Here is a 12,521-nt window from a genome sequence, read left to right as displayed (position 1 = left end):
AGCCCATGCGCCTCAACATCTCCGCCTGGGCGATCCGCAAGCCGATCACCTCGATCGTGCTGTTCCTCGTCCTGATGATCCTCGGGCTCGTCAGCTTCCGCTCGCTGCCGATCACGCAGTTCCCGAACATCGACATCCCGATCGTGGCGATCCAGGTCACCCAGGCCGGCGCGGCTCCCTCCGAGCTGCAGACCCAGGTGACGAAGGTGGTGGAGGATGCCGTTGCCGGGGTGAAGGGCGTCAAGCACATCATCTCGACGATCTCGGAGGGCGTCTCGGCCACCACCATCGAGTTCAGGCTCGAAGTGAACGTGGACCGCGCCGTCAACGACGTGAAGGACGCCATCGCCAAGGTGCGGGTGACGCTTCCGCGCACCATCGACGAGCCGATCATCAGCCGCGTCGAGATCGCCGGACTGCCGATCATGGTCTACGGCGCCTCGGCACCGGCCATGACGCCGGAGGACCTGTCCTGGCTCATCGACGACGTGATCGCCCGGCAGGTCCAGGGCGTGAAGGGCGTCGGTGGCGTCGAGCGCCTGGGCGGTGTCGCCCGCGAGATCCGCGTGACGCTCAAACCCGACCGGCTCCTGGCGCTGGGCATTACCGCGGCGGACGTGAACCGCCAGCTCCGCCTCACCTCGGCCGACATGGCGGGCGGGCGCGGCGAACTCGGCGGCCAGGAACAGTCGATCCGGACGCTGGCCGGTGCCGCCAGCCTCGACACCCTGGCCCAGACCTCGATCGTCGTGCCGGGCAACCGCAAGGTCCGACTGGACGAGTTGGCGACGCTGGTGGACGGCTCGGAAGAGCCGCGCACCTTCGCGCGCTTCAACGGCGAGCCCGTCGTCGCCTTCGCGATCTCACGCGCGACGGGCGCCAGCGATGCCGAGGTCGCCAGCGCCGTGGCGCGCAAGATCGCCGATCTCGCCGCCAAGCATCCCGGTGTCCGGTTCGACCTGATCGACACCTCCGTCATCAACACGGTGGGCAACTACCATTCGGCGATGCTGAGCCTCATCGAGGGCGCGGCGCTTGCCGTCATCGTGGTGTTCCTGTTCCTGCGCGATTGGCGGGCGACGCTCATCGCCTCCATCGCGCTGCCCCTCTCGGTGCTGCCGACCTTCTGGGTGATGAGCACCCTCGGCTTCTCGCTCAACGCGGTCAGCCTGCTCGCCATCACCCTCGTGACCGGCATTCTGGTGGACGATGCCATCGTCGAGATCGAGAATATTGTCCGGCACATGCGGATGGGGAAATCCGCCTACCGGGCGGCTCTCGAGGCCGCAGACGAGATCGGCCTCGCCGTCATCGCGATCACCGCCACGATCATCGCGATCTTCGCACCCGTCTCCTTCATGAGCGGCATCGCCGGCCAGTATTTCAAGCAGTTCGGCCTCACCATCGCGGCGGCCGTGTTCATGTCCCTGCTGGTGGCGCGCCTCATCACGCCGCTGCTGGCCGCCTATTTCCTGCGCGATCACGGACCGGATCACGAGCGCGAGGGGCCGGTGATGCGGGCCTATACCCGCGTGGTCGCGTGGTCGGTGCGGCACAAGTTCATCACCCTGGTGGTGGGGCTCGCCTGCTTTGCCGGATCGATCATGTCCACCGGTCTGCTGCCCGCCGGCTTCCTGCCTGCGGAGGATGCGGCACGGACGATCTTCGTGGTCGAATTGCCGCCCGGTGCCCGTCTCGCCGACACCACCCGCGTCACGGACGGCATCGTCGACAGGATCAAGGCGCTGCCCGAAGTGCGCAGCGTGTTCGTGGATGGCGGCCGCCAGCTGCCCGCCAAGAAGGAGGTGCGGCTCGCGAGCTTCACCATCAACCTGACTCCGAAGAACGCCCGTCACCGCACCCAGAAGCAGCTCGACAGGGTCATCGGCGCGATCCTGCGGGAGGAGCCGGACATCCGGTTCTGGTCCCTGCGCGACAGCGGCCAGCGCGATCTCGCCCTCATCGTCTCGGGGCCGGACCTGCGCCTCGTCTCGGAGACGGCGGCGCAATTGCAGCGCGAGGCCGCCTCCGTGCCCCACCTCGTCAACGTGCTCTCCACCGCCCCCCTCGACCGCACCGAGATCCGCATCCGCCCCAAAGCCGGCGTCGCGGCCGATCTCGGAGTCTCGACGGACCTCATCGCCGAGACCGTGCGGGTGGGGACGATCGGCGACATCGGCGCCAACCTCGCCAAGTTCAACGCCGTCGACCGGCAGGTTCCGATCCGGGTTCAGCTGCCCCTCGCCCTGCGCGGAGACCTGTCCCAGCTGGAGAGCCTGAAAGTCCCGGTGAAGGGGGGCGCCTCCGTTCCGCTCTCCACGGTGGCCGATCTCAGCCTCGGGCGTGGTCCCACGGCGATCGACCGTTACGATCGCTCGATCCGCGTGGCCCTGGAGGCCGACATGGAGGGCTCGGACGCGCTGGGCACCCTCATCGAATCCGTGATGGCGCTGCCGACCGCGAAGAACCTGCCGCCGGGCGTGAGCATCAGCCAGACCGGCGACGCGGAAATCATGGGGGAGGTGTTCGAAGGGTTCGCGCTCGCCATGGGCGCGGGACTGATGATGGTGTTCGGCGTTCTGGTGCTGCTGTTCGGCAACTTCCTTCAGCCGCTCACCATCCTGTTCTCGCTGCCCCTCTCCATCGGCGGGGCGATCCTCGGGCTGCTGATCTTCCACATGCCCATCTCGATGCCGGTGGTGATCGGCATCCTGATGCTCATGGGCGTGGTGACCAAGAACGCGATCATGCTGGTGGATTTCGCCATCGAGGAGATGGCGCGGGGCGTCGACCGCGCCACCGCCATCATCGACGCCGGCCGAAAACGCGCCCGGCCCATTGTCATGACCACCATCGCCATGGCGGCGGGCATGGTGCCGTCGGCCATGGCGCTCGGCATCGGCGGCGAATTTCGCGCGCCGATGGCCGTCGCGGTCATCGGCGGCCTCATTGTCTCGACGGGCCTGTCGCTGATCTTCGTGCCGGCGATCTTCGTCCTGGTGGACGACCTGTCGCGCTTCTTCGTCCGGCTCTTCGGTCGCTTCATCGGGCGCAAGGACGAGCCCACCGAGGGGGCCTTCGCCCTGCGGACCACACTCGCCAATGACGGAAAGGGCTTCCCGTCACGCTCCGCCGCGGAATAGCCGCGGCGGGGTCAGCCCTTCTTGTCGAGGGGACGTCCCAGCAACCGCGCGAACTCCGCCTCGATCTCCTCCACGGAGAAGGGATTCTGGCTCGCGGCAGTCACCTTCTTGGGAGCGGGTGGAGGCGGCGGGGCCGGAAGGAACACGTCCGGTTCGGTGGTCACCGGTTCGCTCCGTGCGGGCTCGCTCGACACGGCATCGGCGAAGACCGGTTCGGTCGGAGCCGATCTGGCACTCGCCGGCTTGTCCTTCGCAGGAACCACGGGCGACTCGTCCGGGACGATCTCCACGGGCGTGGCCATGGCGGCCGCCATCGGGTCGATCGGCTGGTCCGCCTTTGCCTTCTCCGGGGCAACGGGTTCGGGACGCGGTTCGGGCTTCGCCGCCGCCGCTTTCGGCTCGGCGGGGGGCACGGGGGGCGCCTTTGGCGGTGTCGACGGGACGGCCTGCGTGGACGGGGAGATCGCGGCCGATGGCCGGCGCAGGGCCTCTTCGAGCTGCCGCGCCATGTCGGACAGGATGGCCGCGTCCACGGGGCGGGAACTCGTCGGCCGCGCCAGGGTCGGCGGAACGACGGGAGCCGCCTCCGCGACGGGCGCGGGTTTCACCGGAGGTTGTGGCCGCACCGCCTTCTCCGGGGCCTTCTCCGGGGCCTTCTCCGGGGCCTTCTCCGGGGCCTTCTCCGGGGCCTTCTCCGGGGCCTTCTCCGGGCTCGGCGCCTCGATCACGGCGGGCGCCACCGGTGCGGGTGGGGCTTCCGGCGCCTTGACTGGCTTCTGCGCTTCGACGGCAGGGACGATCGGTTCGGCGACCACGTCCGGCGCGGTGAGCGCCGGACGTGGCAGGTCCGGAGCTTCGGGCTTCAGGTTGGCCAACGGCGGCGGGTTCCGCCGCGCCGCCTTCGCCGCAATCAGATCCGCCTTGGTGAAGCGGGGAGCGGGCTTCGACTCGGCGAGGCCCTCGCCAGGGGGCTCGGCGGGCGCGTTGACGATCGCGGCCGGTTCCGGAATCGGCGCCCTGGGCTCGTGGAAGACGGGAGGCTGCATGACCGGCGGCGCGGGCGGATCGGCGGGCCGGGCCGGCTCGAAGACCGGCTCTTCGGGGAGCGGCTCCGCCCGGGCCGACTCGTCGAGCGGGAGCCGGGCTCCCGCGCCCCGGTGGATGTTGCGCTCCACGATGACGTCGTTGGGACCGCCGACGAGGAGCAGATGCTCGACATTGTCCCGGCGCAGCAGGATCAGCTGCCGCTGCCGGTCGAGTTCGTAGATGTCGACGATGCCGAGACGGGGCTGACGGCCGCGCGGACCGGATTTCGACAGGGCCATGCCCCTGCCGGAGAACCGCCGGAAGATCAGGACGATGGCGGCCAGAACGGCGAAAATGACGGCGAATATGATCAGGAACTGGAGCGGGAAGGAGCCGTCCGAATTAAAGAACGCTGACAAGATCGGGCTCTTTCGGGTTTCGGGCCGGAGGCCCTACGCAGCACAGGTTGTCCTGATATCACGATCGCAGCGGCGGAAGGCAATAACGTTAAGAGTTCGTTAACAGGCAACTTCCGCGCCGAGCATCCGCTGCTGACAGACAGGCTCTTAACCGGACGTTAACCATGGAGGCGGCAGATTTTGCCCATCGCTCCGGGGTCGTCCGGCGGCGCCGAGGGGCTCCGAGCACCGTGTCCGTCACCGATCTCCCCATTCTCTCCATGCTTCGCACGCGGATGCAGTGGCATCAGACGCGCCAGAAGCTTCTCGCCGAGAACGTCGCCAACGCCGATCTGCCGGGTTTCAAGCCGCGCGATCTCGCGAGCCCCAGCTTCGGCGGCGGGACCGGCGATCTCGCCCAGCCCTCCGGATCAACGGGTGGCAATTCGGGCCTCGCCGTCACCAGCCCGGCTCACATCGCTCTCAACGGCGGCCCCGAAGGCCCGGGCGCGGAGCCGCGCCGGTTCAACGGGTTCGAGATTAGGCCGAGCGGGAACGGGGTCAATCTCGAGGAGGAGATGATGAAGGCCGGTGACAACCAGGCCGATTATCAGCTCGCCGCGACGATGTACCAGAAGAGCCTCGACAAACTGAAGATCGCCATCGGCAAGCGCTGATCGTTCCGCCCACCCTTAAGCTTGCGGAGTACGCGCCGTGGAATTCCTGAAATCCCTGACCATCGCGGCATCCGGCCTCAAGGCCCAGTCGGGCCGGATGCGGATCATCGCCGAGAACATCGCCAACGCGGATTCGGCCCCGAGCGGGGTCGGCGCCGAACCCTACCGGCGCAAGATCCCCACCTTCACCCAGCATATCGACCGCGAGACCGGCGCGTCGATGATCGAGGCCGGGCGGGTGAGGCGGGATAACTCGCCGTTCCGCACCAAGTACGATCCGGGAAATCCCAGCGCCGATGCGCGCGGCGAGGTGCGGATGCCCAACGTCAACGGGCTGATCGAGAACATGGACATGCGCGAGGCCCAGCGCTCCTACGAGGCCAACCTGAACATGGTCACCGCGACACGCAAGATGATCAACGCCACCCTCGCCATCCTCAAGGCCTGACGCTCTTCCTCTCCCGAAAGTCCGCCGCCATGCCGACCAACGCCTTCGCCGCAGGAGCCTACGCCGCCGTCCAGAACATCGGCGGGATGAAGGGCGGTACGCCCAGGATCGCCCCGACCTCGGGGGCGGATGGCGGGTTCACCTCGCTGCTCACCTCGGCCATGGACAAGATCGGCGAGAGCGGCGCGAAAGCCGATGCCCAGGCCCTGTCGGTGGCGGGCGGCAAGGCCAATGTCGTCGACGTGGTGACCGCCGTCGCCGAGAGCGAGACCGCCCTGCAGACCCTGGTCGCCGTCCGCGACCGCGTGATCTCCGCCTATGAGGAAATCATGCGGATGCAGATCTAGCGCGAGCATCCCCTCAGCTCACCGGGCGACTGGATCCACCCGTTTTTCCCTTTCAGGCAGATCGCGTCCCTCTCCCCCTTGTGGGGAGAGGTCAGGAGTGGGGGTGGCTCCGCCAGCCTCCGCAGCATCAGGGTCACCCGACCACCCCCACCTCCAACTTCTCCCCACAAGGGGGAGGAGGGCCGCGCAACCCGCGAAATGTGCGAATCCAGTAGCCTCAGTGGGGAGGGGGATGCGCACCAGACGCTGCCATTTCACCCACAACGAGACATCAGTCCATGACCGGCCTTGCCATCCTCGACGTCTCCCGGGACGGAATCTTCGTCTTCCTCAAGGTGGCGGGGCCGCTGATGATCGTCGCCCTCGTGGTCGGCCTCATCGTGTCGCTGCTCCAAGCGCTGACGCAGATCCAGGAACAGACGCTCATCTACGTGCCCAAGATCGTCGCCGTCTTCGCGGCGCTCCTGTTCATGCTGCCCTTCATGGGCGACGCGCTCGCCGGCTACATGACCCGCATCGCCGCCCGCATCGTATCGGGCGGATGACGCGCCGGGCCGGGCGCTGCTATGCAGGATCATGAACCTGCTCCTGCCCGGCATCGCGGCGGCCTACCTGCTCACCTTCGCGCGCATCGGCACGCTGATGATGCTGCTGCCGGGGCTCGGCGAGCAATCCGTCTCCCCGCGCATCCGTCTCGCCTTCGCGCTCCTCGTCTCGCTGATCCTGTTCCCGATGGTGCGACCGCTGCTGCCGATGCAGGGCGCGGCCCTAGCGGCGCCCGGATTGATCTCGCTCCTCATCGGCGAATTGCTGATCGGGCTCGTCCTGGGCCTCACCGTCCGCATGGTGCTGGCCGCCTTGCAGACCACGGGCGTCATCGTCTCGCAGCAGCTCGGCCTGTCCTACGCGATGACCGTAGACCCGACGCAGGGCGGCCAGCAGGCGGCGCTCGGCAACTTCCTGATGATGCTGGGCATCACCCTCATCCTCGCCACCGATCTGCATCATGTGGCGCTCGATGCCATCGGCCGGAGCTACGTGATGCTGCCGCCCGACGGCGTTCTGGCCATGGGCGAGGCGGCCCAGCTGGCGCTCCGGGCCATGGCGCGCGGCTTCCTCCTGGCGGTCCAGATCTCGGCGCCGTTCATCGCCTTCGGGATCCTGTTCAATGTCGGCCTCGGCGTGCTCTCGCGCCTGATGCCGCAGATGCAGGTGTTCTTCATCGCGGTGCCGGCCTCCGTGCTCATCGGCATGCTGATCCTGTTCGGCAGCCTCGGCATCATGATGAGCGTCTTCCTCGACGATATCGGCCGCTACCTCGGCGAGTTGACCGGGCGATGAAGGCGGTGTCGAACGTTCCGACGATGCGCCGGACAGGGGAGCGCTGAGCCGTGTCCGACGACAGCGACCAGGAAGACAAGACAGAAGAGCCGACTCAACGGCGCATCGAAAAGGCGATCGAGCAGGGCAACGTCGCCAACAGCATCGAGGTCAACACCTTCTTCATCCTGGCAGCCTTCACGATGGCGCTGCTGCTGGCATCGGGAACGATCGCCAAGGATCTCGTGGTGAGCCTGCGCGCCTTCCTGATGAACGCGCATCAGGTCCCCTCCGACCCCACCGCCTATACCGAGATGGGGATGCGGATGCTGCTCATCTGCGCCCAGGCGCTCGTGATTCCGGTCAGCCTCGTGGTCATCGCAGGCCTCGCCGGCGGTCTCGTCCAGCACCCGCTTGTCTTCTCCACCGATGCCCTGATGCCGAAATTCGATCGGATCTCGCCGATGGCCGGCATCAAGCGCATCTTCGGCGTCGAGGCCCTGGTCCAGTTCCTCAAGGGGCTCGCCAAGCTGATGCTGGTGGGGGTCGTCGCGAGCACCATCCTGTGGAACGAGCGCGACCGGCTCGAGGTCTTCGCCCGGCTCGATCCGGCGGCGATGCTGCCCGCGATCCTCGGCATCGCCCTCAAGCTTCTCGGCGGCATGCTCGCCATCTTCGTGGTCATCGCCATGGGCGACGCCCTGTACCAGCGCTTCCGCTGGCGCTCGAAGCTGCGCATGACCAAGGAAGAGATGAAGCAGGAGCACAAGGAGAGCGAGGGCAATCCGGAGGTGAAGGGCCGGATGAGGCAGATCCGCGCCTCGCGGGGCAACAAGCGCATGATGGCCGACGTCCCCACCGCCACGGTCGTCGTCACCAACCCCACCCACTACGCCGTCGCCCTGCGCTACGAGGCGGGCATGGCGGCGCCGATCTGCGTCGCCAAGGGCGTCGATTCCCTGGCATTGCGCATCCGCGCCGTCGCCAAGGAGCACGATGTGCCGATCATGGAGAACCCGCCGCTGGCGCGGGCGCTCCATGCGACGGTGGAGATCGATTCCGAGATTCCCGCCGAGCATTACCGCGCCGTGGCCGAGGTGATCGGCTTCGTCATGCGGCTGAAGCGCAGGGCGGCGTGAAAGCGCCACGCTTTATGCACCTTTTTTGACGAGACTTGTCCCTAACGTCCGGCGGACACCCTTGCTGCCGACGCGGCCTGGGCGCTAACCGGGATCGCTCGAGGGTGGAATGGCGCCGAGATGGCTGAGGTGAGCGGACCAACGAAACCGGTGTCGAGCGCCATCGACCGGTCGGAAAGGCCTGGGCGGGTCGGGCTGCTCCTCGTCCTGGCCGGACTTCTCGTCGGCGCGGCGGTGGGCCTGTCCTTCGTCGCCAACGAGCAGGCGCAGCCGCTCATTCTGGGTCTTCTCGCCCTGCTCGCCATGGCGGGCGTGTTCTGCCTGTTCGCCCTGGCGATCGGCGCGCTCCAGCTCGCGGGCCAGACCGGCCGCGACGACATCACCAAGGCCATCGTCGACGCCTCGCCCGAAGGCGCCATCGTCGTCGAGGATGGCGGCCGCCTGATCTACGCCAACGAGGCCTACCTGCGGATCTCCGGCGGGGAGACCTTCTCCAACCTCAGGCCGGTGGAGCGCGTCTTCGTCGGCTCGCCGGACGTATCGGAGGCGGTCTACCGCCTCGCCCAGGCGGCCCATGACGGGCGCGGCCATGTGGAGGAGATCCGCATGGCGCCCCCGCCCCAGGGCGAGACCGAGCGCGCTTTCGCCTGGTTCCGCATCGCCGTGCGGGCGGTGGAGCGGCCGAGACTTCCGGCGACCCTGTGGACGGTCACCGACATCACCCACGAGCGCGAGCGCCAGGAGAACGTCTTCCAGGAGCTTCAGCACGCGATCGATTACCTCGATCATGCGCCGGCCGGCTTCCTCTCCATCGATCCGTCGGGCTCCATCGTCTACATGAACGCGACGCTGGCCTTCTGGCTCGGCTACGACCTCGCCACGGTCGGCTCGGGCGGCCTGCGCCTGCCCGATATCGCGCCCAGCGCCGATGTGCTCACCGCCACCGAGGGACTACCCGGCGAGGTCCGCACGGACCGTTTCGACCTCGACCTGCGGCGCCGCAACGGCCAGCCCCTGCCGACCCGGCTCTATCACCGCGTGGCCTTCGGCCAGGACGGCAAGCCCGGACCGTCGCGCACCTTCGTGCTCAACCGCTCGGCCGGGGCCGAGAGCGACGAGCCGCAGCGCGCCGCCGAAGTGCGGCTCGCTCGCTTCCTCAACAACAGCCCCATCGCCATCGCGACCCTCGACCCCACCGGGCGCATCGCGCGCGCCAACGCGTCCTTCGCCAGGCTCTTCGGCGGGACGCCGCGCCAGGCCGTGCCGGACGGGCGCGGCGAACTCGGCACCGAGCCGACCATGTGGGAGGCCCTGGTCGACCGCGACCGGGCCGCCCTCGAGAGCGCCCTGGTGAAGGCCGCCGACGGGACCATCGAGGTGCAACCCATCGAGGTCGCACTGGCGGGGCCGGGGAACCGCTCGGCGCGGGTCTGGCTCAGCCCGGCCGGCGGCGACACCGCGGCTGCGGAGGATGGGTCCTCCCAGCCCGACCGCGAGCGCGTGATCCTCTACGCCCTCGACACCACGGCGCAGCGCCAGCTCGAACAGCAGATCGCCCAGACCCAGAAGATGGACACAGTGGGCCAGCTCGCCGGCGGCATCGCACACGATTTCAACAACGTCCTCCAGGCCATCATCGGCTATTCCGACCTTCTGCTGGCGAGCCACAGGCCCACCGATCCGGCCTTCCAGGACATCATGCAGATCAAGCAGAACGCAAACCGGGCAGCCAGCCTGGTGCGGCAGCTGCTGGCCTTCTCGCGGCGCCAGACCCTGCGACCGGAGGTGATGAATGTCGGCGAGGCGCTGTCCGACCTGACGCTGCTGCTGAAGCGCCTGCTCGGCGAGCGTGTCGACCTCGACCTCAAGCACGGGCGCGACATCTGGCCGATCAAGGCCGACGTGAACCAGTTCGAGCAGGTCATCGTCAATCTCGCGGTCAATGCCCGCGATGCGATGCCCAATGGCGGCCGCCTGCTGATCCGCACCGCCAACATCCTCGAAGGACTGGAGAACACCGAGCGCCGGCCCGGCGCACCGGCGGGCGACCACGTTCTGATCGAGGTGCTGGATACCGGCGAGGGCATCCCGCCCGACGTGATGGAGAAGATCTTCGAGCCGTTCTTCACCACGAAGGACATCGGCAAGGGGACGGGCCTCGGCCTCTCCACCGTGTTCGGCATCGTCAAGCAGAGCGGCGGCACCATCGACGTGCAATCGACCGTGGGCAGCGGCACGGCCTTCCGAATCTACCTGCCGCGTCACGAACCGGCCGCCGAGCCCGCCCCCGATCCCGCCCTCGCATCCGCCGCCCCGCAGAGCAACGCGGAGATCGCCGCCAGCCGGCTCCGGGGAGCACGCGACGTCGAAAAGCCCGGCAGCGGGCAATCCGCCCCGCGCAAACCCTCGCCCGATCATACGGGGCAGGGCGTGATCCTGCTGGTCGAGGACGAGGATCCGGTGCGCGCGGTCAACAGCCGAGCCTTGTCGGCACGGGGCTACACGGTTCTGGAAGCCGCCTCCGGCCTCGACGCCCTGGCCCTCATCAGCGATGTCGACCAGACCATCGACCTCGTCGTCTCCGACGTGGTGATGCCGGAGATGGACGGTCCGACGCTGCTGCGCGAATTGCGCAAGCACCGCCCGGACCTGAAGGTGATCTTCGTCTCCGGCTATGCCGAGGACGCGTTCCGCAAGAACCTCCCCGAGGGCGAGGATTTCAATTTCCTGCCCAAGCCCTTCAGCCTCAAGCAGCTCGTGGAAACGGTGAAGGAGACGATCGCCCGTTAGGGCGACGTTCTCCCACCGAATGATGCGAAATCGGCACCAGGCACCTTGCGAAAAGAGAACAAAACAAGTACATCATTCGCATCCGAGGCACATTGAGCCTTGAGCTCTCCCCATGCATAAGGATGCCGACGAATGGCCCAGCCCGCGCTGAAAGTTGTGGATTCCCCGATGGTGGACAAGGACAAGGCGAAGGCGATCGATGCCGCGCTGTCCCAGATCGAGCGTGCTTTCGGCAAGGGCTCGATCATGCGGCTCGGCAAGAACGATAAGGTGGCGGAGGTCGAGACCGTCTCCACCGGGTCGCTCGGCCTCGACATCGCGCTCGGCGTCGGCGGCCTGCCGCGTGGCCGGGTGATCGAGATCTACGGCCCCGAATCCTCGGGCAAGACCACCCTTGCCCTTCACACCATCGCCGAAGCCCAGAAGAAGGGCGGAGTCTGCGCCTTCGTGGATGCGGAGCACGCCCTCGATCCGGTCTATGCGCGCAAGCTCGGTGTGCAGCTCGACGATCTCCTGATCTCGCAGCCCGATACCGGCGAACAGGCCCTGGAAATCACCGACACCCTGGTGCGCTCGGGTGCCATCGACGTGCTCGTTGTCGACTCGGTGGCGGCGCTGACGCCCCGCGCCGAGATCGAGGGCGAGATGGGCGACAGCCAGCCCGGTCTTCAGGCGCGCCTGATGAGCCAGGCCCTGCGCAAGCTCACGGGCTCGATTTCGCGCTCCAAATGCATGGTCATCTTCATCAACCAGATCCGGATGAAGATCGGCGTCATGTATGGCAGCCCGGAGACGACCACCGGCGGCAATGCGCTCAAGTTCTACGCGTCGGTGCGCCTCGACATCCGCCGCATCTCGACCCTGAAGGACCGTGACGAGGCCATCGGCAACCAAGTCCGCGTCAAAGTGGTCAAGAACAAGGTCGCGCCGCCCTTCAAGCAGGTGGAATTCGACATCATGTTCGGTGAGGGCGTCTCGAAGGTCGGTGAGTTGATCGACCTCGGGGTGAAGGCCGGGATCGTGGAGAAGTCCGGCGCCTGGTTCTCCTATGCGAGCCAGCGCCTTGGCCAGGGCCGCGAAAACTCGAAGGGCTTCCTGCGCGATAATCCGGACATCGCCAACAAGATCGAAGCGGCGATCCGGCAGAATTCCGGCCTGCTCGCAGACAAGATCCTCGAGACGGCCAAGCCCACCGAGGACGATCTGGACGAAGGCGAGGCCTGATCGCCTCGC

At 67.6% G+C, this 12,521-nt stretch carries 10 protein-coding genes; 9 read left to right on the top strand and 1 reads right to left on the bottom strand.

What is annotated here, in order from left to right; genetic code table 11:
- The first annotated feature begins 5 nt into the window (after positions 1–5).
- Positions 6–3,143 carry an efflux RND transporter permease subunit gene (locus ASF34_RS02075; RefSeq protein WP_056158191.1) on the top strand — a complete coding sequence of 1,046 codons (3,138 nt, stop codon included), beginning with the start codon at positions 6–8 and terminating at the stop codon, positions 3,141–3,143.
- Positions 3,144–3,154: 11 nt separating this feature from the next.
- Here ASF34_RS02075 and ASF34_RS02070 read toward each other — a convergent pair whose 3' ends face one another.
- Entirely contained in the window at positions 3,155–4,588 is a 1,434-nt protein-coding gene (locus ASF34_RS02070) for a hypothetical protein (RefSeq protein ID WP_056158188.1), read from the bottom strand.
- A 230-nt stretch (positions 4,589–4,818) separates the two neighbouring features.
- Between ASF34_RS02070 and flgB the strand changes: the two genes are divergently transcribed.
- The 8 genes from flgB to recA all read left to right on the top strand — a co-directional run bounded on the left by flgB (position 4,819) and on the right by recA (position 12,512).
- Positions 4,819–5,244: a flagellar basal body rod protein FlgB gene (flgB, locus tag ASF34_RS02065; protein WP_027174273.1), complete on the top strand. Its 426-nt coding sequence runs from the start codon at positions 4,819–4,821 to the stop codon at positions 5,242–5,244.
- Between the two features lie 37 nt (positions 5,245–5,281).
- A complete protein-coding gene (gene flgC, locus ASF34_RS02060; protein WP_018042710.1) occupies positions 5,282–5,692 on the top strand; it encodes a flagellar basal body rod protein FlgC in 411 nt (136 codons plus the stop codon).
- 29 nt (positions 5,693–5,721) lie between these two features.
- A complete protein-coding gene (gene fliE / locus ASF34_RS02055; RefSeq protein WP_018042711.1) occupies positions 5,722–6,039 on the top strand; it encodes a flagellar hook-basal body complex protein FliE in 318 nt (105 codons plus the stop codon).
- A 278-nt stretch (positions 6,040–6,317) separates the two neighbouring features.
- Positions 6,318–6,584: a flagellar biosynthesis protein FliQ gene (gene fliQ, locus ASF34_RS02050; protein ID WP_018042712.1), complete on the top strand. Its 267-nt coding sequence runs from the start codon at positions 6,318–6,320 to the stop codon at positions 6,582–6,584.
- Positions 6,585–6,615: 31 nt separating this feature from the next.
- The gene (gene fliR / locus ASF34_RS02045) at positions 6,616–7,380 is read left to right on the top strand and encodes a flagellar biosynthetic protein FliR (protein ID WP_018042713.1); all 765 of its coding nucleotides are present in this window, start codon (positions 6,616–6,618) and stop codon (positions 7,378–7,380) included.
- A gap of 50 nt (positions 7,381–7,430) precedes the next feature.
- Positions 7,431–8,498 (top strand): flagellar biosynthesis protein FlhB, encoded by a 1,068-nt coding sequence (gene flhB, locus ASF34_RS02040; protein WP_056158185.1) that lies wholly within the window; start codon positions 7,431–7,433, stop codon positions 8,496–8,498.
- Between the two features lie 120 nt (positions 8,499–8,618).
- Positions 8,619–11,288, top strand: a complete 2,670-nt coding sequence (cckA, locus tag ASF34_RS02035) for a cell cycle histidine kinase CckA (protein ID WP_056158184.1) — start codon at positions 8,619–8,621, stop codon at positions 11,286–11,288.
- Between the two features lie 132 nt (positions 11,289–11,420).
- Entirely contained in the window at positions 11,421–12,512 is a 1,092-nt protein-coding gene (recA, locus tag ASF34_RS02030) for a recombinase RecA (protein ID WP_018042716.1), read from the top strand.
- Positions 12,513–12,521: the final 9 nt, after the last annotated feature.

It is taken from the genome of Methylobacterium sp. Leaf106, assembly GCF_001422895.1.
Lineage (GTDB): Bacteria > Pseudomonadota > Alphaproteobacteria > Rhizobiales > Beijerinckiaceae > Methylobacterium > Methylobacterium bullatum.
This window is presented reverse-complemented; position numbering and strand designations above follow the sequence as displayed.

Coding starts and splice junctions, on each gene's coding strand:
- cckA (WP_056158184.1), top strand. CDS start 8,619: ATGGCTGAGGTGAGCGGACCAACGAAACCGGTGTCGAGCGCCATCGAC.
- fliR (WP_018042713.1), top strand. CDS start 6,616: ATGAACCTGCTCCTGCCCGGCATCGCGGCGGCCTACCTGCTCACCTTC.
- recA (WP_018042716.1), top strand. CDS start 11,421: ATGGCCCAGCCCGCGCTGAAAGTTGTGGATTCCCCGATGGTGGACAAG.
- fliE (WP_018042711.1), top strand. CDS start 5,722: ATGCCGACCAACGCCTTCGCCGCAGGAGCCTACGCCGCCGTCCAGAAC.
- fliQ (WP_018042712.1), top strand. CDS start 6,318: ATGACCGGCCTTGCCATCCTCGACGTCTCCCGGGACGGAATCTTCGTC.
- ASF34_RS02075 (WP_056158191.1), top strand. CDS start 6: ATGCGCCTCAACATCTCCGCCTGGGCGATCCGCAAGCCGATCACCTCG.